Source organism: Streptomyces sp. NPDC025784 (assembly GCF_055558435.1).
Window position 1 is genome coordinate 65,168 of sequence record NZ_JBVHMN010000025.1, and the last position, 21,123, is coordinate 86,290.

Below are 21,123 nucleotides of genomic sequence, written 5' to 3' on the forward strand. Positions count from 1 at the left end.
GGGTCCATGCGCGACAGGCATCGATCCACCGAGGGGTGACCGACGTCGTGGATGTCGAACTGCGTCACCTACGGGCATTCGCCGCCGTGGCACGCGTCCACTCCTTCTCCGGCGCCGCCCAGGAGTTGTTGATCACGCAGCCGGCCCTCAGCCGCACGATCGCCCAGCTGGAGGGCGCGCTGAGCGTCCGACTGCTCGACCGCACCTCACGGCAGGTCGAACTGACCGACGCCGGGGCCGAGTTCCTCATGCATGTGGAGCGTGTCCTCGCCACCTTCGAGCAGGCCCTGGACGCCGCACGCCGCATGGTCACGCTCCGGCTCGGCTTCAGCTGGTTGCTGCCGGATCCCTGGGCGCAGCACACCGTGGACAGCTTCGAGGCGGCCACCGGCGCGTCCGTCACCCTCACCCGCACCGACGATCCCGTGCAGGCCCTGCGCCAGAGTGCCGTCGATGTCGCGGTGGTCCGTGGTGACATGCCCCTGCCCCGACCCATAAAGGTCGTTCACCTGTACGACGAACCGCGCATCGCCGTGTGTGCCAGGCAGTGCGCGCTCGCCGAACGCGGCCGGCTGGACTGGACGGAGGTCCAGCAGTGGCCTCTGGTCGTCAACACGGTGAGCGGGACGACGGGCCCCGGATCCTGGCCGGCGGAACAGCGCCCGAAGAGGATCGTGAAGACCGCCAATTACGACGAGTGGGTGGAGACGGTGGCCGCCAACCGAGGCATAGGCATCGTTCCCGAGGTGGCGCGACGTCGGACCAGGCACCCTGCTCTTCGTTTCGTGACCCTGACCAATGCGCCTCCGGTGGAGGTCGGCCTCGCCCATCTGTCCAGCGGCCCCCGCGCGCTCATTCGCCGCTTCCTCGAAGCCGGCGTCGCGGCGGCACACACCGGTACGACGGCCACACGCGAGTGACCAGCGCCGATGCACGCACGGCATGGATGCCTCACGGAAGGCATTTCCGCGGCTCCGCGCGGATCATTAGCGTGAACGTGTCCGCAGTGATGGAACGCTCAGCGAGGGTGGCAATGACGAACAGAGAGCTGTCCCGGCAGGACTGCGCCGTCACCGTGCTCGGCGGACCCACTGCCGTGATCGACATGGGCGGCCTGCGCCTCGTCAGCGATCCGACATTCGACGATCCCGGTCCGCACGGGTACCTGACCAAGACAGCAGGACCGGCTGTCGACGAGAAAGCCCTGGGCTCCGTCGACGTGGTGCTGGTCAGCCATGACCAGCACCCGGACAATCTCGACGAGCGCGGGCGGGCGTTCGCCGTAGCGGCCCCTCTCCTCCTTGCGGGCCCGCTCTCCGCCGCGCGGCTCGGCGAACGGGCCGTCGGTCTGGCCCCCTGGACGAGCCACCTCGTCCCGCGCCCGGACGGTCGCGGCGACCTCACCGTCCTCGCGGTCCCGGCGGTGCACGGACCCGAGGACGGAGAGCGCGACGCCGACGGCAACGTCAACTGCGAGGTCACCGGGTTCGTCGTGTCCGGCCAAGGGCTTCCCACGCTCTACATCAGCGGCGACAACGCCTCCATCCGCACGGTGGCGGAGGTCTCCCGCCGCGTCCCGGACATCAGTGCCGCGCTGCTCCACGCCGGAGCGGCCCGTGTGCCGGCGAAGTTCGACGGGCGGCCGCTGTCCATGGACAGCCGTCGTGCCGCCGCGGCAGCAGCCGTGCTGGGTGCGGACGTCGTGGTCCCCGCCCACTACGACGGCTGGACCCACTTCTCCGAAGGGCTCGCCGATCTGGAGCTCGCCTTTCACGAAGCCGGCCTGTCGTCGCTCCTGCGCAGCGCTCCGCACGGTTCCTGGGTGGCCCTGCGGCCCTGACGCGGAACCGAAGAAGACCGCGGGGTGTATTCCGCCGCTCTCCTCATGGACGAGGAAACCAACACAGAATCTACTTGACTCGCCAATTAGTATAATGCCTGTACGGGGATGTCCCGGGAGGGCGACCGCGCCGGCACCCAGTGCTGCCCCTTCCTCCGCCGCGTCGACGCACATCGGCGTGCGCCGGTCGTGCGGCATCCGAAAGCCGGCCCGTCGTGACGCCCGCTCGCGGCATCGGGGCACTCCGACGGGGTGGGGCCGCCGCGGTCTCCGACGGACGGTGACCGCACCGGTCAAGGCCTCGCGCGCCTGATCGTACGCTCCGCGGAGCCGCTCTTCCCGGTCGTGACCATGGTGGTCCACGCACAGACAGCACAGTGACACGTGAGGAATGACAGCGGAACATGGATGCGACAGTCCGGTACTCCATCCTCGGCACCGTGCGCGCGCTTCGCGGTGACACCGAGGTCGACTTCGGCCCTCCGAAGAGGCTCGCCCTGCTCTCCCTGTTGCTGCTGCGCGCACCCGGTCCCGTATCGCCCAGCGACGCCGTGGACGTCCTGTGGGACGGTGAGCCACCCGCCAGCGCCGTCAACGTGGTGCACCGGCACATAGGTGCCCTTCGCCGGATCCTCGAACCAGGTCTGCGCAGCCGGACCGACGCCGAGCACCTGGCCCGGGCCTCCGACGGCTACCGGCTCCAGGTCGACCCCTCGACCTCCGACCTCCTGCGCTTTCGTGACCTCCGCAGCCAGGCACAACTCGCCCTCAAGGACGGCGACCCCGCACGGGCCGCCCAGGTCTTCGTCGAGGCCCTCGGTCTCTGGCGCAGCCCCATGGTCGCCGAAGGCACCTCTGTCGCCCGGCACCCGGCGTTCACCTCCGTCGGGCACGAATACGTGACGACGGTCAAAGAGGCCGCCGACGTGGTACTGACCTCCGCTCCGGCACTGACGGAAGAAGTACTGTCGGCCCTGCGGCGTGCCGTGGAGCGCCACCCGTTCGACGAGGCCCTCCATGCGCGGATCATCTCCGTCCTGGCCACCACCGGTCGACAGGCCGAAGCCCTGGGGCAGTTCGAGGCCGTCCGCCGTACACTGGCCGACGAGCTCGGAGTCGAACCAGGCCCGGGTCTGAGGGCCGCCCGGCAGCACCTCGTACGCGGCACGTCCTCCGGTGACGCGGACAGGCCGACGGGCCCCGCCGACGCGGTCAGGGCACCGGTTCGCCTGCCGCCCGAATCCGTGTATTTCGCCGGCCGCCAGAAGGCGCTGAAGCAGTTCCTGGAGCTTGTGCCGCCGGAGAGCGAGAACGAGTCGGCCGCATCCACCGTCGTCCTGTGCGGCATGGCGGGAGTCGGGAAGACGGCCTTGTCCCTGCGCTGGGCCCATTCCGCCGCCGACCGCTTCCCCGACGGGCAGGTCTACGTCGACCTCCAGGGATACCACTCCTCGCAGCAGCCCTTCGACGCGGCCCGGGCCATGAGGACGGTGCTCGACGCACTGGGCGTCAGCCGGAGCGAGGTTCCCGACGACACGGCACTCCACTCCGTCTACCGACGGGCACTGGCCGGACGACGACTGCTGATCGTCCTGGACGACGCCCGTGACTGCGAGCAGGTCCGCCCGCTGCTGCCCACCGATCCGGGCTGTCTCGCGATCGTCACCAGCCGTCGGCGACTGGAGGGTCTGGCCGTCACCCATGACGCGCACATCCTCACGCTCGACCCGATGACGGTGCCGGAGGGGCTCCAGCTCCTCGAACGGCGCCTGGGTCCGGAGAGGATCAGGGCCGAACGCGGGTCGGCCGAGGAGATCGTCGAACTGTGCGGAGGGCTGCCGCTGGCACTGGCCGTGGCCGGCACACGAGCCTTGTCACGGCCACCGGGGTTCTCTCTCGCCTCGCTCGCGGCCCAACTGCGGGGCGGCCTGGTCGCCTTGTCGAGCCAGGACGCCCCCACCGACGTCCGCAGCGCGTTCCGGCGTTCCTACGAAGGGCTCACGGGCGGTGCGGCAAGGCTTTTGCGTCTGCTCAGTCTTCATCCCGCGCGTGCCATCACACTGAGCGCCGCCGCCAGCCTGGCCGGAACGGACCTGTGCACGACGATGGAAGACATGGCGGAGTTGGCGGATCACCATCTGCTCGTCGAGCCGACCCCGGACCGGTACGCCTGCCACGATCTGCTGCGCGCCTGGGCAGGGGAGCTGAGCGCCACGCTGGACGCGGTCAGCGTGCGGTTCCAGGCGCGTGCGCGGATGTTCGAGCACTACCTGTACAGCGCCGACGCCGCGACCGCCCTGCTCGCGCCGGAACGCCGTACGGTGATCCTGCCGCCGCCGCGGCCAGGAGTCCGACCACAGACGTTCTACGATCGCGCCGACGCCGCCGAGTGGATCACCGCTGAGCGGAAGCTCCTGCCCGCGCTCGTCCAGGACGCCCGCCTTTCACCCCAGCGCGAGACACTCCGGCGCCAGCTCACCCGTACGCTCGACATGCCACCACGCCCGAGGCGCCGTTGAGGCGCGGCACCGTGCGGCGCGGCCGCGGGGCGCCGTGGCCCGTTCCGTGGTCCCGGTGCCCCGAAATCCGTCGCGGGTGACGTCCCGCGGTCGGTTCAGGCGACCACGTCGGCGTGGAGCGCCCTACGGAGCTTGCGCAGGGCGTTGTGCTGACGGGACTTCACGGTTCCCGCAGGTATGCCGAGGATGGCTGCGGTCTCCTTGATGGTGCGGTCGAACAGGTAGAGGTGGACCAGAACCGCCCGGTGTTCGGGGGACAGTCGGCTCAGCGTGGGACGGGCCACCATGGCGTGGTGCACCGCCTCGATGTGATCGGTGCCGGACGAGGGTTCGCTGTACGTGCCTCCCACAACCTCCCTGCGCGCATGTGGTTTTCGCACCCAGTCCACGATCAGGTGACGGGTGACGGTGAACAGCCACCCTTTCACCGAGCCTTCCATACCGAGCAGTCGGTCCATGTTCCGCCATGCCCGGATGATCGTTTCCTGCACGACGTCCTCGGCGAGCCCATGGTCGCCCAGCATCCTCTCCGCATACGCGACAAGCCCGTGCCGGTGCTCTGTCATGATGAGCGCGAGCAGCTCCGAACACGTCGTTTCCGTGGGGGGCGTAGCCATCGTCTTCTGAGCCGTCCTGGTTCTCTGTCACAACGGTCGCAGGCCGGATGCAGCCTCCGCACGCGCACTGTAGGCAGAGGCAGGTGTCCGAAAACTTCCGCTTTTGTGACGGTGACGAGATACCGCACGGTCCCAGGTGTGCCGCCGCATGCAGCCGTGGTCAGGATCAAGACCGGCCGGAGGGAACGGAGCGCACCTTTCGGACAGCCCGGCGGAAAGCCCTTCGCACAGTGGACGACGGATGCCGGACGGAACAGTGAACGTGTGAACCACAGCGGTCGCCGATTCGTGTTTCTTGCGAGGGAAGCTCGGCACCGCGGCGCTCGTGCGCTGGACATGTCCACCGGCGAGGAGCCTTTGGACGCCCTGGTCCCGCCGCCTCCGTGAGCACGGTGCGTGTCTCGCGCGGAGGCGACGGATCTCGGCCGCACCGTGCTCGCATCGCGCACCCTTGGCCCGCCCGAGCGCCGCCACATCATGGGAGTCGGAAGAGAATGCACAAGGTCCTGCGAGGAGAAGACGTCGTGCGCATCGACCGCGACGTGTACCAGGTCTCCGGCAGCAACACGAACTGGGTGATCATCAAGGACGGCGACAGTTGCACGCTGATCGACACCGGTTACCCGGCCGACCACGACACCTTGCTGGCGTCCCTGGACGCCGTCGGGCTGGCTCCGGACGCCGTGACCGCCATCCTGGTCACGCATGCGCACAACGACCACATCGGGTCGGCCGAGCGCCTCCGCCTCACTCACGGCGTGCCTGTCGTCATGCACCACGAGGAGGTCCCGCATGCCCGCCGGGACTATCTCGACCAGGTGTCCGTGGCTCAGGTACTCGCCCAGGCATGGCGACCGGGAGTGGTCCCCTGGGCCGCGCACGCACTGCGCGCCGGAGGCACGGCACACGTCCCCGTCCGCGTCGCACAGACCTTTCCTGACACCGGACCCCTCGACCTGCCCGGGGCACCCGTCCCCATCCACACGCCCGGACACACCAAGGGTCACTGCGCGTACCACCTGCCGGGCAGTGGCATCCTCGTCACGGGCGACGCCCTGGTGACGGCGCACCCCACATCTCGCCTGTCAGGCCCCCAGTTGCTGCCCGACATGTTCCACACCGATCGCACCCGTGCCCTCGGCGCACTCGACTCGCTGGAGGCCGTCGATGCCGACGTCATGGCTCCCGGCCACGGCCCCGTTCACCACGGGTCGCCCAGGGAAGCCGTCGCGTTGGCCCGGTCCCGCGCGGAGAAGTAGCCGCGGGTGCGCCGCGGACCGGCGCACACCCCACAGCATGCCCTCCTTCACCGTGGCCCCGGGCCCTCCTGCCCGGGGGAGAACGGTCGGCACCGAGCTCACCAGGCCGTGACAGAAGCAGGCTCTGCCGACGCTCCCTCGTCCTGAGCGTGGCGAAGCGACGTCACGAGCCGCCGAGCCACCTGCGCCGACGTCGGCATGGCGGCGATCTCGTCGCGGACGCGGGACGCCGCCACGGTGAAGCGTGCGTCCGAGAGCAGTCGGCCGACCGCAGCCGTGATCACCGCGGGGTCCTGTTCCCGTGCCGGCAGCGCGATACCCGCCCCGATGGCCGCGAGGCGCTCCGCCTGTTGCTGTTGCTCGGGCGACTCCGGGACGACGACGGCAGGTATGCCACGCGCCAGCGTGGCGAACGTGATGTCCGGATCTCCGTGATGAACCACCGCGGAAACACCGTCCGGCCGCTCGCCGTCCGGGGAGCCTGGATCCACCGGTGTCCGGACCGGTTCCGGTCCGACAGCGTCGACATCTCCGTTCGGCGCGGTGACCACCAGGTCGACGTCGAGCGTACCCAACGAGTGCAGCACCGTGTCGAGTCCGAGCGACGTCTCCGCTTCCGGGGCGAAGTCGACGAGTACCCGTGGCCTGCGGATGCCGGTCGTCCGGCGCGCCCATGACCAGTTCACCGAACCCCGGCCGGGTTCCGCTCTCAGCCCGATGCTTTCAGGGAACGGAGGCCGTCCCCGGCGCTGCAGGCTGGGCGGGCACAGATCCAACAGCCAGCGACCGGACGGGACATGGGAGGGTGGCCGCAGTCCGCGATCGACATACCGTGGGCGAACCGTCGCCGCCAGGGCGTGCAGCTCCTCGGCTGCCGGCGCAGGACCGGAGGCCACTACGGCGCAGGGCAGTTCGAGCGCGCTCGCGACCAGTGGACCCACGAAGTCGTAGTGCTCGGAGACGATCAGGTCGGGTGCCCAGCGTTCGGTCAGGTCCAGGGCTTCGTCCGCCATGAGGTCGACACGTGTGCCGGCGAAGACTTCCGCCATGAGGCTCGTGGTCGCGCTGAACAGGATGTCGGCTCCGGCACGGCGCGCGACTTCAGCGGACACCTCGTACGGAGTGGGGCCGCAGAGCAGCAGTTCGAAGCCCTCCGGCTCGAGTCGGACGGCTGCCTCCGGAGTGGTGGAGAGCGCGACATCGTGGCCCTGCAGACGGAAGGCCCGAGCCAGCGGCAGCAGCGGAGACAGGCGTTGGGGCAGGGAGTTGCTGAAGAAGAGGATGCGCACGGCGAGAAGCTTCCTGACTCACGTCGCAAGAGGCCGCTCCGGCCGGTACCCGGCCCGCGGTGGAGGCGACAACGTACCGCCGAATCCAGACCGGAGAGGCGGTATGCGTGTGAAGGTACCCAACTATAGTTGCATCGTCAATTACTTCCGTCCCTCATAAGAAACCAAGTCGTTACCGTGCGCGTGACACCTGCTCACGCTCTCCGTACGTGTGAGAAGTGAATGCCTCGACCGCCCGCTGACGCGCCCCACATGGCGCAGTGCTCACCAGCGTCGGCCGGGGCGGAGATCGCCCGGGCTTCTGCGCCGGACGTGCGGCGCGGCGGTACCACCACAGCCGTGGCCGCCGCTCCTCGCCCGCCGGAAAGCCCGACCCCGAGAGGACACATTGTGCGAAGACTGTTTCCCACGTCCGGCGCTGCACGCGTCATGACCGTGGGCACCGTGCTGCTCTCCACAGGAGCAGCACTTGCCACGTCTGTGGCGGCGTCGGCCGACGCCGCCACGGACAGCGGACACAAGGTGGACTACGTCGCCCTCGGTGACTCGTACGCCTCCGCGCCCCTGGTCCCGAACCAGTCCGACGCGACCTGCCTGCGTTCCGACCACAACTACCCCTCCCTGGCCGCCCATTCGGTGGGGGCGACGCTGACGGATGTCAGCTGCGCCGGAGCCACCACTGCCCACATGGCGTCCGCTCAGGGCGCGGTGCCGGCCCAGCTCGATGCCCTCGATCGGGGTACCGACCTGGTCACGGTCACCATCGGCGGCAACGACATCGGCTTCTCGACCGTCCTGGGAACCTGTGCGCAGCTCTCCGCCACCGATCCCGCCGGTGCTCCGTGCCGTACCCACTTCACGGGCACGGGGTCGGACACGATCACGGAGTCCATCGAACAGACCGCCCCGAAGGTCGCTCAGGTGATTCGAGGCATCCGTCACCGCGCCCCGCACGCCCGCGTCGTGGTGGTGGGATATCCCGACCTCTTCCCCGAGAACGGAGTCGGCTGCACCAGTGCGAAGGTGCCTCTGGCGGCCGGGGACTTCTCCTATCTGCGGGACAAGGAGAAGGAGCTCAACGGAATGCTCGCCCGCCAGGCGCGCCGGGGCGGGGCGGAGTACGTCAACACCTACGCGCCCACCGTCGGACACGATCTGTGTCAGCCGACGGGCAACCGGTGGATCGAGACGTTCGCTCCGGAGACTCCGGCTGCGCCCGTACATCCCAACGCCGCGGGCGAGAGCGCGATGGCCGGCGCGGTCGAGCGGGGCCTGTCCCGTCACGCGTCGCATCGGTAGCGGTCCGCCGGGGGCCGGGTGACACCCGCGCACGCGGGCCGACCGCCGGCAGCTCACCGAGGACGTGCCCGTGTTCGGGCAGACCGTGAACATCTTGGCCCTGTCCACTCGTGTTGTCTGTGTCGGGGCTGTTCGGCCGGCGGAGCGGCCGCGGAAGTTCCGTAGCCACTCCGCCGGAAGGACCTTCTCGACGCCACACCATGTGATCGGTGCCCAGGGCTCCCTTGCAGGGCGGGGCAGATCGCCCGCCCTCATGAGGTGCTCTGACTCCGTGCGTGTACATGCACTCAGACAGGAATCGCCCATGTTCGGAAAACTCGGAGCACCCGAGATCATGCTGCTCCTCGTCGCGGTAGTCCTCCTCTTCGGCGCCAAACGACTTCCCGGCATCGCCCGTTCCCTCGGACAGTCGATGCGGATCATCAAGAGTGAGACCTCGGCCTTGCGCGAGACAGGACCGGCCGACACGACGAGCTCCGCGCAGACCGCTCACGGCCTTCGGCTCGTACCCGACGACGCACGGGCCGGCGCCGACACGGGCGACCGCTGACCGACACATGTGCGGGCGGAGGACGATGGGGGTGTCGCCCTGATGTGCCCGGTCGGCCGGTGCGGTGTGCGAGTGGAGCGATGTGACCGCCCAAGTGCACAACGTATGAGCGGACAGCCTCCACCGATGGGACGACCGCGGACCGCGTCGTCGGAACACTCGTAGAACCCACACGACTTCAGCACGATGTTTGCACAGTCAAGTTTATTATGATCTACTTCAGTGGCCAGAGTGAAGCACGGGGACGTCACACGGACCCGAGGTCACGGCTGCCGACACCGGTCCGATGGACCTGCGCAGCCGGACCCGGTCGACGCGCCCCTTCACCACCTCCCAGTCATCCGGCCTGCATCGCATGACGGGGTGCAAGCGTGAACCGGTAGCTCCAGTCGATCCTGTGAGATCCGGTCATGCCGGCATCCGGCAACGGCCGCGGGAGGGCCCACGCGTCTCTTCCGCCATCGCCACGAGCCAGAACGGCCGGTCGGGACAACGGGCGAGGACGGAAACCCTGTGGGCGGGTCGACCACCTCGCGGAACCTTTCTCTCCACACAAGGCGCCTCTTCCGCGCCAGTGCGTTGCCGAACCACACCCTTGAGGCCTCGACGGCCTCGGCGATGTGCGTTCGTGCGCCTCAACCACCGAGTTAGGACGAACCATCACATGACAGGCACGACCAGGCGGTCCCTTTTGGGCATGGCAGGCTTCACCACAGCCGCCGTCGCCGTGGCCGGTACCGGAATCCTCAAGGGGAACGGAGCCGAGGACGACAAGGTGCTCACCGCCGGCGTCATCGACGGCGTGAGCAAGCCGGCGTTCTCGACGCTGACTCCCTTCAAGGATCCGCTGCGCATACCTCCGACCCTGCGCCCTGCGGGCAAGGGCGTCACCGAGATCGATCTCGTCGAGGCAACGCTGCGCCTGCACTCCCAGATGCCCACCACCCGGCTGTGGACCTACGAGGGCCACTTCCCCGGTCCGACCATCGAGGCACGCCGGGGACACAAGTTCCGAGTCGCGTGGAGCAACAAGCTGACGGGCACCACCCCCGTCAAGGCGGTCTGGGTCCACCCCGAAGGCCCTGGACCAGGCCTGCTGCCCTACAACCGCCCGGGATCCGAGGGCTCGTTCCCGCGAGCGGAGGTCGACAAGCTCACCGCCTGGACGACGGTGCACCTGCACGGCGGACACCAGAACGCCCTCAACGACGGTGCGGCCGAGTTCGGAGTCGGGCCGGGCAGCGCGCAGTTGGCGGAGTACGCGAACGACCAGGCGGCCGCGCACCTCTTCTACCACGACCACGCCATGGCGGTCACCGCACTCAACGTGTCGGCCGGCCTGATAGGCAACTACCTCGTCCGCGACAAGGAGGAGTCCCGCCTCGACCTGCCGCACGGCGACTTCGAGATTCCCCTGACCATCCAGGACGCGAACTTCGACACCGATTCCCAGGGTCGCCTGAACGGGCAGATCCTCTGCAAGAGGATCATCGGCGGACACGACGTTCCCGAGCCTGGCACTCTGCCGCCGGCGCTCGCCACCCTCAACCCGTTCACCATGGTCAACGGTGTGGTCTGGCCGTACCTCGACGTGGAGGCGCGGGCTTACCGCTTCCGTGCGGTGAACGTCTCGGACGCCCGCGTCTACCGACTTGTCGTGATCGACGAGGAGACCGGCAAGGCCGTGCCCGGCGCGATGAAGCTGATCGGCACGGACCTGGGCCTGCTGGGGAAGCCGCACACCGTCGAGGAGGCTGTGACGCTCTCCCCCGCGGAGCGCGCCGACATCGTGATCGACTTCGCCGCATTCCCCGGGAAGCGGCTGAAGCTCGTCAACTCCATCCCGGGCCAGCAGCCCGGAGCTGCTCTTCCCGACTTCATCATGCCCTTCCCCGAAGTCATGCAGTTCCGTGTCGGCAAGAAGCGGTACCCTCACCACCCTGTTCCGACAACGTTGTCAAGCTCCTTCCGCAACCTCAAGGCCGAGGACGTCCCCTCGGACGCCACCGAGCGCTTCGTCGTGCTGACCTTCGACAAGACCGGCGCGATGCCTCAACTCTGGGAGATGCAGGAGGTGTCGGGGGACACGAAGCCCGAGGACGGCATCGTGCAGATCGAGATGTCGGGCAAGACCCGAACCCTGCGGCGTACCGGTGCCACGTTCGAGGACACGACCACCTTCTTCGCCGCGTCCGGCACGTGGGAGAAGTGGCACTTCATCAGCGTCGGACCCCCGGAGGTGCCGATCTACCATCCGATGCACATCCACCTGATGAACTTCCAGGTGATCGACCGCCGTTCCGTGGACGGGTCGGGGATGGACCCCGCCGCGGGACGGACGACGAAGCCGATCACCCTCGGAGGGACGGTGCCCGTCGCTCCCGAGGAGTCCGGTTGGAAGGACACCATCACCGTGAACGCCAACACCATCGTGACGGTGGCCGGTCGTCTGGCGAAGCAGACCGGCAAGGTGATGTACCACTGCCACATCCTGTCCCACGAGGACGAGGGGATGATGCGCCCCTTCGTGATCATGCCCGCCGCCGTCCACGAGATCCACGCCATGTCGATGGACATGAACGGATCCACGGGCATGAAGCACATGAAGGGCAGTCACTCCGGCATGAAGATGTGACGCCGATCCGGCGCTGCCGCGTATGCGGCGTGCATCGCGGCTGAGCCCCCGCCCGCGGCAACCGTCGCGGGCGGGGGGCCGGCGGGTTCGTCCCCGCACTCGTCTCCGGACCGGTGCGGGGCCGGGCCGGCACCGCCGGTTCCCTGCATGCCGGGCGCCGCGGCTTCCCAGCACACGCCGACACGGTCGTCCCGATTCCCGCTCGGCAGAACGCCGAAGAGACCTGCGCTCAGCGCCCCTCCAGGCCCCGTCTCGGCCGTCCGTGGCACCCGAACGCCGCGGACCCTTTCGTTCACCAGCACAGGCGCCACCGCACGGTGCAAGGAGATGCCCACGCATGTCGGACTCGCACCCGCACGACATCGAAACCGGACGTGAGATCCCCGCCGGTCGCCGTCCGACCCGGGCCGAAGTACGGCGCCACAGACGGGTCAAGAGGCGACGCGTGACAGTCGCGGTGGCCACCGGTGCCGTCCTGGCAGGCGCTGCCGCATCGTGCACGGCACGCTGGCTGAACCCCTCGGACGCCGGCACACCGGCGGCCCCCACCGGACCGGCGACCGCGTCCGCTCCCACCCCGCCCGGCACTGTGGACCTCAAGTCGGCGCTGGCTCCTGTCACGTCCCTTCTCGGGACCGGCAAGATGTCGGTCGCGCTCCTGGACCCGCGGAGCAACAGATGGGCCGACTACGGCAGGGGCATCTTCGACACGGCCAGCATCGTCAAGGTGGACATACTCTCCACACTTCTGCTCCAAGCCCAGGACGCGGGGCGGGAGTTGACCGCCCGGGAGCGCGGCCTCGCGACCGCCATGATCGAGAACAGTGACAACGACGCGACCAGCGCGCTCTGGTCGGCCATCGGCAGGGCATCGGCGCTCGACAAGGCCAACGCGCGTCTCGGGCTACGGGAGACCACGGGGGGCGACGGCACCGTCTGGGGCCTCACCCAGACCACCGCACTCGATCAGGTCCGCTTGCTGGCCGCCGTGTTCGGTGACAGGTCGCCGCTCCATTCCGCGGCACGGGCCTACATCCAGCATCTGATGTACCACATCGCGCCGGACCAGGACTGGGGCGTCTCCGTGGCAGCGGATCCGGGACGGCCCACCGCCCTCAAGAACGGCTGGTTGCAGAGGAGTCAGAGCAACAAGTGGGACGTCAACAGCATCGGCCGGATAGAGAAGGACGGCCGGGTCTTCTACCTGGCCGTCCTGCTGAACGGCAGCAGCACCCAGGAGATCGGCATCGACCTCGTGGAGCAGGCGGCGCGCTCCGCGGCCGAGGCTCTCGCCAGGGCATCGACCGGGAGGGTCACCTCTTGAGCGGCGCTCGGGCCCGAGGCGATCGACAGTCTCCGTCCCAGCGGCGCGGGCCGACGACTCGTGGAAGCCATCAGTGGTTTCCGTCAGCCGATGACCTTCGGGGCGTCGGCAAGACGGTTGAGCAGTTCCAGAAGGAGCAGCCGCTCCCCCGGGCTGAGGGGCAGATCCCCCGCTTCGGCCAGAACCGCGCGCAGCCCCATGGCTGCGGTGGCCGGACCCGCGTCCTTCGCAGGGGACGGCGCATCTGCCACGGGGGGCGCGGCGATGGCGTCGAAGACGACGTCGCGCGTCACGACGGCCGTGTCCAGGTCGCGAGCCTCGGGGGGTGTGCTGTTCAGCGTGGAGACCACGCCCACGCCCGCGGCGTGCATGACGGCCGTGGCCCGTTCCACACTCATGCGCAGCCGACCGGCCGCGGCGACGCGGGTCATCATGCGCTGCAGTTCCGCGACGGCCTTGCGGCCGGCGCGCGACAGGTGACCGGAGCGTGCCTGCCCGAAGACCAGGACGTAGTAGGCCGGTTGCATCAGCCCGAACTCGATGTGCAGGTCCCAGGCGAGGCGGAGGTCCGCGACCGGGTCGTCGCTGTACGGAATGCGGCTCTTGGCCTGGAGATACGTTTCGAAGCCGTGCTCGGCCACCGCCTCCAGCAGGCCGTCCTTGTCCCCGAAGAGCCGGAAGATCGTCGGCGGGAAGACACCGGCACGCGTCGCCACGGCGCGCGTGGACATGGCGTCCAGCCCTCCCTTCTCCAGCACATCGGCAGCGGCAAGAACGATCTTGCGATGAAGCGTCTCGGCCGTCTGGCCGTCCACCACGTCAGCGGTCATGAATCAACGCTATCAAATCTATCGAATCAGTGATTCGAACCGGTGTTACGCTCGAAAGGCTTCCACCGATTCAGGCAAGGATGGAATCGTCATGTCATCACCGACTGTGTACGACTACATACTCGTAGGCGCTGGGACGGCAGGGTGTGTGCTCGCGGCCCGGCTGACGCAGGACGAGAACGTCCGCGTGCTCCTCCTGGAAGCCGGTTCGTCCACGCTCCCCGACGCTGTCGCCCAGCCGCCGGCGTGGCCCTCGCTGGCCGCCTCGGAGGCCGGCTGGGGTGACCTGACCGTGCCACAGCGCGCCTCCGGCGCCCCGGTGGCTCTTCCGCGTGGCAAAGGCCTGGGCGGCTCCACCGCGATCAACGCCATGGTGTTCGCACGCGGACACCACACCGGCTACGACGCCTGGAGCGAGCACGGAGCCAAGGACTGGACGTACGACGACCTGCTGCCCTACTTCCAGCGCAGCGAGACCGCCGTCTGCGGCGCGGTCGGCCGCGGAACGAACGGACCGCTGTTCGTCGGCCCGGCCGCCGAGCCGAACGAGGTCCTGCTCGCGTGCCTCGACGCGGCGGTCGAATCCGGGCACCGCCGGGCCTTCGACATCAGCGGCGGCCTCGAAGAGGGCTTCGCCCCGGTGGACCTCAACATCGTCGCCGGACGGCGCCAGAGTGCCGCCGACGCCTATCTCACCCCGGTACGCAACCGCCCCAACCTGGACGTCGTCACCGACGCGGTCGCGCACCGTCTGCTCTTCGACGGCACTCGCTGCACCGGCGTGGAGTACGGCACGCGGGGCCGCGTCCGCACCGCGACGACGGCCGGTGAAGTGGTGCTCACCGCCGGGACGATCGGATCGGCGCAGTTGCTGCTGCGCTCCGGCATCGGCCCCGAGAAGGACCTCCGGCAGGCGCAGGTCGACGTCCTCCACATACTTCCCGGGGTCGGGCAGAACCTGCACGACCACCCGCGGGCCAACCTCGTCTTCCGCGCACAACGCCCGGTGCCCATGGCGCGCAACAACCACGGCGAGATCCTGGGTCTGCTGCGCAGCACACCGGAGGCGGACGGACCGGACCTGCAGATCATCTTCATCGACATACCGGTTCCCAACCCCGTAGCCCCCGTGTCGAACGGCTTCACCATCGGTGTGTCCCCCATGCGCCCGGCCAGCCGCGGCACACTACGCATCACCTCGGCCGACCCCTACGCAGCACCCGTGATCGACCCCAACTACTTCTCCGCGGAGCAGGACGTCCGGACAGTGCTGTCCGGCATCACGACGGCGCGCAGGATCGCCTGGTCCTCCTCCCTCGCCGAATGGGGAATCGAGGAGGTCAGCCCGGGACTCGACGCCGTGGACGCGGAGTCGATCAGCAACTACGCCCGCAAACACTTCGGGTCGTACTGCCACCCGGTGGGCACCTGCATGATGGGAGAGGACGAGATGTCCGTCGTCGACTCGGCGCTGCGCGTCCGCGGTCTCGACGGCCTGCGTGTCGCCGACGCCTCCGTCATCCCCTCGATCCCGTCCAACAACACGAACGCCACCGTGTACGCGATCGCCGAGCGAGCGGCCGATCTCCTGCGCAATGCCTGACACCGCGCCCCGGAGCGGGGCTGTCGGTGGCCCGTCTGCCCGATCCACGCTTTCACAGCTGGACGGGCAGGTGGCGGGGCCCGCGCAGCATGGCGTTCTGGCGGTAGGGCGGCGGATCCTGGACCAGGCCGGCGGTGCCGAGGTGAGGGAGCAGTGCGCCGAGCGCCGCCTGCGCTTCGAGACGGGCCAAGGGCGCTCCGTAACAGAAGTGGATGCCGCTGCTGAAGCCGAGGTGCTGGTTGTCGGGGCGGGTGGGGTCGAACCTGTCGGGCTCGTGGAACCGTTTGGGGTCGCGACTGCCGGAGGCAAGGACCAGGATGACGGAGGTTCCTCGGGGGACGACGGTGCCGGCCACCTCGATGTCGGCGATCGGGATGCGTTCGCGCATGTGGACCGGTGGTTCATAACGCAGCAGTTCCTCGACCGCTCGCGGCAGCAGATCGGGTTCGCGCCGCAGGCGATCCAGCTCCTCGGGCCGGCGCAGCAGAGTGAGCACCCCGTTGGTGATCAGGTTGACGGTGGTCTCGTGTCCGGCGATGAGGAGCAGTACGGCGGTTATGGCGAGCTCCTCCTGGGTGAGCCGGAGGGCCGGGTCGGGCTCGTTGACGAAGGCGGACAGCAGGTCGTCGCTCGGGTGGCCACGACGCTGCTCGGCCAGATTCAGCAGGTACCCGCCCATCTCCATGCGTGCCTGCTCACCGGCCTTGTCGGTCTCGTCGGATTCCTGGTCCGGTCGCACGTCGGCGGATGCCACCAGGGCGTCGGACCAGGCCCGGAAGAGCGGCTCGTCCTCGTGCGGCACGCCGAGCAGACGGCAGATCACGGTGACGGGCAGCGGGTAGGCGAAGTCGTCGACGATGTCGATCTGTCGGCCCGGCTCGAAGGATGCCATCAGCTCCTTGGTGATGGCGTCTATCTCCCCGCGCATGCCCTCGATACGGCGGGGGCTGTGCGGGGGGCCGAAGGGCCGCATGGCAAGGGTGCGCAGTCGGTGGTGCTCGGGGTCGTCCACCCGTAGGAACGGCTGTCGAGGCGCCTCACCATGGGCGTGCGGGGCGGCGCTCATCCGCGGGTCGTGGAGCAGCGCGGCGATCTGATGGTAGGTGCCGATCACGCAATTGCCGCCCGTCTGCCACACGACGGGACCGGCTTGGCGGAGTTCCTCGTAGAGCGGGTAGGGGTTGGGGCGGCTGGCGTAGTCGGTGATCCGTGCCAGCAACGTCTCGGAGTCCATGACGGCTCCTCGGGGTGGGCAGAACGCGGGCCGGTCGGTGGTTCACACCACCGCCAGCCGGCGGTCGGGGAGATGGCCGGTGAGTGCGACGGTCGGGCCGTGCGACAGGACGGAAGGGTCCGGAACCTCGGAGGGGATCGTGATGTCGGCCGCGATGGCCCGGTCCTGCGCGCCGGGCGGCGGCGGGAACGGAGCAGCGGTCTCGATCAAGTGCCGGTAGTAGTCCAGGGCCTTGGCCATGTCGACGGTGACCGCGGCCGTGACCCGGCCCTGGTAGCCGTAGACCATCGCCAGACGGCGGGCCTCGAGCGACCCCTGGGCGATGACGACGTGGTCGGAGTAGGTGGGAACGCCCACCGACTTGATGTTGAGTCCGAACTGGGTCGACCAGAAGGTCGGGATGGACAGGTGCGGGCGCTGCAGCGGCCCCGGGTTGACCATGTTGTGGGCCGCCACCTCTGCCTGTTCCACGGCGTTCCCCCAGTGCTCCAGCGAAAGCATCTGGTAGCCGAACAGCGGGTGGGGGAAGCGGGAGACGTCGCCGGCCACGAAGACGTCGTCGGTGACGATCCCGTACATGTTGAAGGCGCGGCAACCGGCGTCGCAGGCGACCCCGCGCGGGCCCGCCGCCAGTCCGGAGTCGGCCAGCCATTCGACGTTGCGGACGGCTCCCAACGCCACGACGCACACGTCCGCGTCGACGCGGTTGCCGTCGGACAGCTCCGCTCCGGTGAAGCTGCCGTTGCCGTGCAGAGCGGTGACCGTCACCCCGGTGCGCAGATCCACACCGTGATTGCGCTGCATGACGGCAGCGAGCTTCGACAGGGTGCCGCCCAGGGCACCCACCAGAGGTGCGGGGCCGCGTTCGGCGACCGTGACCTCCACTCCGAGTTCCCGGCAGGCGGATGCGATCTCCGAACCGGTGAAACCGGCGCCGATCACCAGCACCCGCTCCGGCTCCGCGGCCAGCCGCTCCGCCAGCCCGGCGCCGTCCTCTCGCGTCCGCAGGGTGAACACACCCTCCAGGGCGGCCTCGTCCGGGTCGGGCCAGGGCCGTGCCCGGGTCCCGGTGGTGATCAGCAGCCGGTCGTACGGCAGTGACTCCCCGTCCTCCAGAAGCACCTGTTTCGCCAGTAGGTCCACACCGGTGGCACGTACGCCCAGCCGCCACTCGGCGTCCGGATTCATGCGCATCGGCAGGTCGGTGGTGTCCGCTGTGGCCTGCCCGAGCAGCACCTGCTTCGACAGCGGCGGCCGGTCGTAGGGCGCGTAGGGTTCATCCCCCACGACGGTCAGTGAGCCGGTGAAGCCTTCCTCGCGCAGTGCCTCCGCGGCTCTGAGCCCGGCAAGCGACGCGCCGACGATGACGATACGGCCGTCCTTCAGGTCACCGGGCACCGCTGCTCACCGCTTCTCCGAGGAGGATCGCCTGCACCGGGCACGCCGCCGCGGCCTGGCGCACGCGCTCGATCTGGTCGTCGGGCACGGCCGTGGCGTACAGCAGCCCCTCCTCGCCGTGCAGCTCGAACACGTCGGGGGCGTGGAACACGCACTGCGCGTAGCCCTGGCAGCGTGTGAGATCGACAACGGTCCGCATCTCCACCACTTCCTCCGTTGTCTCACCCCCCTCGTTTCCAGCATGAGCCGGGAGCCGACGGCTCGCACGGCGACTGCTCGACGCGGGACGCAGGTCGGCTCCGCCGAGTGCTGCGTGGAGGAGAGCCTGGTCCGTTCGTCACTCTCCGCCGCCCTGGGGAGAATGGGATTCCCCACCCGAGCGAGGTGGTGACGATGCCCGTATGGCATCTGCGCGACTATCACGACGACGACCTCGACCAGGCCATCCAGATCTGGGACCAGAGCCGCCGGGCAGACGAACACAGGGTGTTTCCGGTCTCCGAGGTCATGGCGGCGGCCAAGGCGGGTCAGACAGCGGTGGTCGCGGTGGTCGGCGACGAACTGGTGGGCATGGCCGTTGCGCAGGCCTACGGCAAACGTGGATGGATCCTCCTGGTGGCGCTGGCCTCGCGCTGGCGCGAACGCGGCATCGGCAGTGCCCTGCTCGCCGAGGTGGAACGACGTCTGCGGGCGATGGGTGTGCGCCACATCAGCGCGCTGCTGCCCGCTCACGCCGCTGGGACAAGGGCGTTGGAGAACTGCGGATACCAGTCCCGTGACGGCCTCACCTACTACGAGAAGCTCGAACCTCCCGGCACCGTCAATGCCGGTGTCCTCGATGCGCTGGGCGGCCGCATGCTGCCCGACGGACTCTGGAACACCATGGCCGGCATGGAGCGGGAGAAGCAGGTCGTCGAACGACGTGTGGTGCTCCCGCTGACCGAACCGGCACTTGCGGACCGTTACGGTGTCGTCCCGCCCAAGGCGATCATCCTGTTCGGACCACCCGGCACCGGAAAGACCAGCTTCGCCAAGGCAGTTGCTTCACGACTGAGCTGGCCGTTCGTGGAACTGTTCCCCTCCCGTCTGGCGGCCGACACCGACGAGGGACTCGCCGCGGCACTGCGCGAGGCCTTCGCCGACCTGGCGGAACTGGACTCGGTGGTGCTCTTCATCGACGAGGTGGAAGAGATCGCCGGCGTGCGGTCGGGCAAGGCGGTGGACCCCGGTCACGGCGTCACCAATGAACTGCTCAAACTCATCCCCGTCTTCCGCGAGCAGGACGCGCGACTGCTGGCCTGTGCCACCAACTCCGTACGCTCCCTGGACGCGGCGTTCCTGCGTCCGGGCCGGTTCGACTACGTCATCCCGATCGGCCCGCCGGACCGAGCCGCGCGTGAGGCGATCTGGGGCCGCTACCTCATGGCCGCGTCCGACGAGGTCGACGTCGGCCAACTGGTCGAGGCCAGCGAGATGTTCACGCCGGCCGACATCGAGTTCGCTTCCCGCAAGGGGGCTCAAGCGGCGTTCGAGCGCGAGGTCACACATCGTCAGGGCCGGCCGGCCACCACGGAGGACTACATGAACGCCATCGCCGACACACGGCCGACACTCACGGCACAGGCGATCCAGGAGTTCACCGAAGACATAGAGAAGTACAGCCGGTTGTGAGCGCCAGGAGACTCCCGCAGACCACCCCGGCCTCCCGTCCGGCCAGCCCGTCGGGATGGCGCGAGTCGCGGGTGCATGGCGGCGAAGGGGATCCGGAGCCGCGCGGAGAGGGCTCGCCGCGGGAGTCCGCACCGGTCGGGCACAGCACGATCTGCTCAGGTGTGCGCGACGATTGCTACTTCGTCACACCCCACAGCTGGCTGTCGGGCACGTGGGACGGGTTGCCCGCCAGTCTGGCGACCCGGATCTGCGAGGGCACCGCGCTCCGGTGATCGCCGTCCCCGCAGCCGTCGTGGTCGGGAGAGTCGTGCGTGAACGTCATCGAGTAGGGGTGGGCGAAGTTCGTGTTCGAGCCGTTCACCAGCGGGAAGTGCCCCTGCGACACGGTCGAGGGTGAATCCGTGGTGTCGATGATCCAGACGGTCCTGGCGGAGACGCTGCACTTCTGCAGGGTCAAGCCCTCGTTCTGGTGGGCGGTGTGAGCCAGGCCCGCGCACAGACCGGTGCGGATGCCGTGCGGCGCGTACTCGACCTCCACCGCGCGCAGGTTGCCGTAGTGCTCGTTCACCTCGGCGGACACGAGGCCGACCTTGTAGAAATCGGACACCGGGCCCGCACGGTGACCGGCGATGTCGCCGGCCGGGTCCGTCTTGCTGACGGGGTGCATCACGGTGGGCCGGCCCGCCCTCGCCTCCCCTCGATACACGGTCTCAACCAGATTGGGCTGTGCGGACGTGCCGAACTTCGCGCTGTAGATCTGGATACAGCTGTCCCCGCACCCCTGGGTGGCCGCGTTCGCGGGGACCGTTCCCGCCGCACCCAGGCCGCCGACGACGATCACCGCCGCCGCAGCGGCGAGCACCTTGTTCTTGATGGACATGAGGGGGTTCCTTCGCTTGGACCACAGCACACCGAATGCACTGGTGGGACGGACAGAGGCAGGAGCTCCCCGCCCGGGACGGGACCGGACGGTACGAGCACATGCTCGTATTTATCGTGCGGCAAGACCGGGTTCCCCCCATGCCTTCCTGCGCGGCGCGATCAGCCCGGCACCC

General features: G+C 69.1%; 17 protein-coding genes. 10 read left to right on the forward strand and 7 right to left on the reverse strand.

Annotation, left to right across the window (positions count from 1 at the left end; all coding sequences use genetic code 11):
• Positions 1-35 precede the first annotated feature (35 nt).
• From ACZ4IF_RS39045 to ACZ4IF_RS39055, 3 genes are all read left to right on the forward strand, one after another.
• Complete coding sequence (locus tag ACZ4IF_RS39045) at positions 36-920, forward strand: LysR family transcriptional regulator (protein WP_467572171.1); 885 nt, start codon at positions 36-38, stop codon at positions 918-920.
• Positions 921-1,033: 113 nt separating this feature from the next.
• Positions 1,034-1,840: an MBL fold metallo-hydrolase gene (locus ACZ4IF_RS39050; protein WP_467572175.1), complete on the forward strand. Its 807-nt coding sequence runs from the start codon at positions 1,034-1,036 to the stop codon at positions 1,838-1,840.
• A gap of 404 nt (positions 1,841-2,244) precedes the next feature.
• Positions 2,245-4,359 (forward strand): AfsR/SARP family transcriptional regulator, encoded by a 2,115-nt coding sequence (locus ACZ4IF_RS39055; protein ID WP_467572178.1) that lies wholly within the window; start codon positions 2,245-2,247, stop codon positions 4,357-4,359.
• Positions 4,360-4,454: 95 nt separating this feature from the next.
• Here the strand turns inward: ACZ4IF_RS39055 and ACZ4IF_RS39060 are convergent, their stop codons facing one another.
• Positions 4,455-4,976 (reverse strand): sigma-70 family RNA polymerase sigma factor, encoded by a 522-nt coding sequence (locus ACZ4IF_RS39060; RefSeq protein ID WP_467572181.1) that lies wholly within the window; start codon positions 4,974-4,976, stop codon positions 4,455-4,457.
• A 494-nt stretch (positions 4,977-5,470) separates the two neighbouring features.
• Between ACZ4IF_RS39060 and ACZ4IF_RS39065 the strand changes: the two genes are divergently transcribed.
• Positions 5,471-6,235, forward strand: coding sequence for an MBL fold metallo-hydrolase (locus ACZ4IF_RS39065; protein WP_467572184.1), 765 nt, complete (start codon positions 5,471-5,473; stop codon positions 6,233-6,235).
• Between the two features lie 98 nt (positions 6,236-6,333).
• On the opposite strand, the gene ACZ4IF_RS39070 is transcribed toward ACZ4IF_RS39065, so the two are convergent.
• Positions 6,334-7,524 carry a glycosyltransferase gene (locus ACZ4IF_RS39070; RefSeq protein WP_467572187.1) on the reverse strand — a complete coding sequence of 397 codons (1,191 nt, stop codon included), beginning with the start codon at positions 7,522-7,524 and terminating at the stop codon, positions 6,334-6,336.
• 429 nt (positions 7,525-7,953) lie between these two features.
• On the opposite strand from ACZ4IF_RS39070, the gene ACZ4IF_RS39075 reads away from it, so the two are divergent.
• The 4 genes from ACZ4IF_RS39075 to ACZ4IF_RS39090 all read left to right on the forward strand — a co-directional run bounded on the left by ACZ4IF_RS39075 (position 7,954) and on the right by ACZ4IF_RS39090 (position 13,332).
• Positions 7,954-8,823 (forward strand): SGNH/GDSL hydrolase family protein, encoded by an 870-nt coding sequence (locus tag ACZ4IF_RS39075; protein ID WP_467572190.1) that lies wholly within the window; start codon positions 7,954-7,956, stop codon positions 8,821-8,823.
• 304 nt (positions 8,824-9,127) lie between these two features.
• On the forward strand, positions 9,128-9,373 hold the full coding sequence (gene tatA, locus ACZ4IF_RS39080) for a Sec-independent protein translocase subunit TatA (protein WP_467572192.1): 246 nt from the start codon (positions 9,128-9,130) through the stop codon (positions 9,371-9,373).
• Positions 9,374-10,070: 697 nt separating this feature from the next.
• Positions 10,071-12,008: a multicopper oxidase family protein gene (locus ACZ4IF_RS39085; RefSeq protein ID WP_467572195.1), complete on the forward strand. Its 1,938-nt coding sequence runs from the start codon at positions 10,071-10,073 to the stop codon at positions 12,006-12,008.
• A 445-nt stretch (positions 12,009-12,453) separates the two neighbouring features.
• On the forward strand, positions 12,454-13,332 hold the full coding sequence (locus ACZ4IF_RS39090) for a serine hydrolase (RefSeq protein WP_467572199.1): 879 nt from the start codon (positions 12,454-12,456) through the stop codon (positions 13,330-13,332).
• An 83-nt stretch (positions 13,333-13,415) separates the two neighbouring features.
• Here ACZ4IF_RS39090 and ACZ4IF_RS39095 read toward each other — a convergent pair whose 3' ends face one another.
• The gene (locus ACZ4IF_RS39095; protein ID WP_467572201.1) at positions 13,416-14,162 is read right to left on the reverse strand and encodes a TetR/AcrR family transcriptional regulator; all 747 of its coding nucleotides are present in this window, start codon (positions 14,160-14,162) and stop codon (positions 13,416-13,418) included.
• A 91-nt stretch (positions 14,163-14,253) separates the two neighbouring features.
• Between ACZ4IF_RS39095 and ACZ4IF_RS39100 the strand changes: the two genes are divergently transcribed.
• Positions 14,254-15,765 carry a GMC family oxidoreductase gene (locus tag ACZ4IF_RS39100; RefSeq protein ID WP_467572204.1) on the forward strand — a complete coding sequence of 504 codons (1,512 nt, stop codon included), beginning with the start codon at positions 14,254-14,256 and terminating at the stop codon, positions 15,763-15,765.
• A gap of 52 nt (positions 15,766-15,817) precedes the next feature.
• Here ACZ4IF_RS39100 and ACZ4IF_RS39105 read toward each other — a convergent pair whose 3' ends face one another.
• The 3 genes from ACZ4IF_RS39105 to ACZ4IF_RS39115 are packed head-to-tail and all read right to left on the reverse strand — an operon-like array spanning position 15,818 to position 18,596.
• On the reverse strand, positions 15,818-16,999 hold the full coding sequence (locus ACZ4IF_RS39105) for a cytochrome P450 (RefSeq protein WP_467572208.1): 1,182 nt from the start codon (positions 16,997-16,999) through the stop codon (positions 15,818-15,820).
• Between the two features lie 42 nt (positions 17,000-17,041).
• A complete protein-coding gene (locus ACZ4IF_RS39110; protein ID WP_467572212.1) occupies positions 17,042-18,397 on the reverse strand; it encodes an NAD(P)/FAD-dependent oxidoreductase in 1,356 nt (451 codons plus the stop codon).
• On the reverse strand, positions 18,387-18,596 hold the full coding sequence (locus tag ACZ4IF_RS39115) for a ferredoxin (protein WP_359497362.1): 210 nt from the start codon (positions 18,594-18,596) through the stop codon (positions 18,387-18,389). Before ACZ4IF_RS39115 ends, ACZ4IF_RS39110 begins: the two co-directional genes overlap by 11 nt.
• 194 nt (positions 18,597-18,790) lie before the next feature.
• Between ACZ4IF_RS39115 and ACZ4IF_RS39120 the strand changes: the two genes are divergently transcribed.
• Positions 18,791-20,068: an ATP-binding protein gene (locus ACZ4IF_RS39120; protein WP_467572218.1), complete on the forward strand. Its 1,278-nt coding sequence runs from the start codon at positions 18,791-18,793 to the stop codon at positions 20,066-20,068.
• Between the two features lie 175 nt (positions 20,069-20,243).
• Here ACZ4IF_RS39120 and ACZ4IF_RS39125 read toward each other — a convergent pair whose 3' ends face one another.
• Positions 20,244-20,948 carry a hypothetical protein gene (locus ACZ4IF_RS39125; protein WP_467572221.1) on the reverse strand — a complete coding sequence of 235 codons (705 nt, stop codon included), beginning with the start codon at positions 20,946-20,948 and terminating at the stop codon, positions 20,244-20,246.
• Between the last annotated feature and the right edge of the window lie 175 nt (positions 20,949-21,123).

Coding starts and splice junctions, on each gene's coding strand:
- ACZ4IF_RS39050 (WP_467572175.1), top strand. CDS start 1,034: ATGACGAACAGAGAGCTGTCCCGGCAGGACTGCGCCGTCACCGTGCTC.
- ACZ4IF_RS39055 (WP_467572178.1), top strand. CDS start 2,245: ATGGATGCGACAGTCCGGTACTCCATCCTCGGCACCGTGCGCGCGCTT.
- ACZ4IF_RS39060 (WP_467572181.1), bottom strand. CDS start 4,976: ATGGCTACGCCCCCCACGGAAACGACGTGTTCGGAGCTGCTCGCGCTC.
- ACZ4IF_RS39065 (WP_467572184.1), top strand. CDS start 5,471: ATGCACAAGGTCCTGCGAGGAGAAGACGTCGTGCGCATCGACCGCGAC.
- ACZ4IF_RS39075 (WP_467572190.1), top strand. CDS start 7,954: ATGACCGTGGGCACCGTGCTGCTCTCCACAGGAGCAGCACTTGCCACG.
- tatA (WP_467572192.1), top strand. CDS start 9,128: ATGTTCGGAAAACTCGGAGCACCCGAGATCATGCTGCTCCTCGTCGCG.
- ACZ4IF_RS39085 (WP_467572195.1), top strand. CDS start 10,071: ATGGCAGGCTTCACCACAGCCGCCGTCGCCGTGGCCGGTACCGGAATC.
- ACZ4IF_RS39095 (WP_467572201.1), bottom strand. CDS start 14,162: ATGACCGCTGACGTGGTGGACGGCCAGACGGCCGAGACGCTTCATCGC.
- ACZ4IF_RS39100 (WP_467572204.1), top strand. CDS start 14,254: ATGTCATCACCGACTGTGTACGACTACATACTCGTAGGCGCTGGGACG.
- ACZ4IF_RS39105 (WP_467572208.1), bottom strand. CDS start 16,999: ATGGACTCCGAGACGTTGCTGGCACGGATCACCGACTACGCCAGCCGC.
- ACZ4IF_RS39115 (WP_359497362.1), bottom strand. CDS start 18,596: ATGCGGACCGTTGTCGATCTCACACGCTGCCAGGGCTACGCGCAGTGC.
- ACZ4IF_RS39120 (WP_467572218.1), top strand. CDS start 18,791: ATGCCCGTATGGCATCTGCGCGACTATCACGACGACGACCTCGACCAG.
- ACZ4IF_RS39125 (WP_467572221.1), bottom strand. CDS start 20,948: ATGTCCATCAAGAACAAGGTGCTCGCCGCTGCGGCGGCGGTGATCGTC.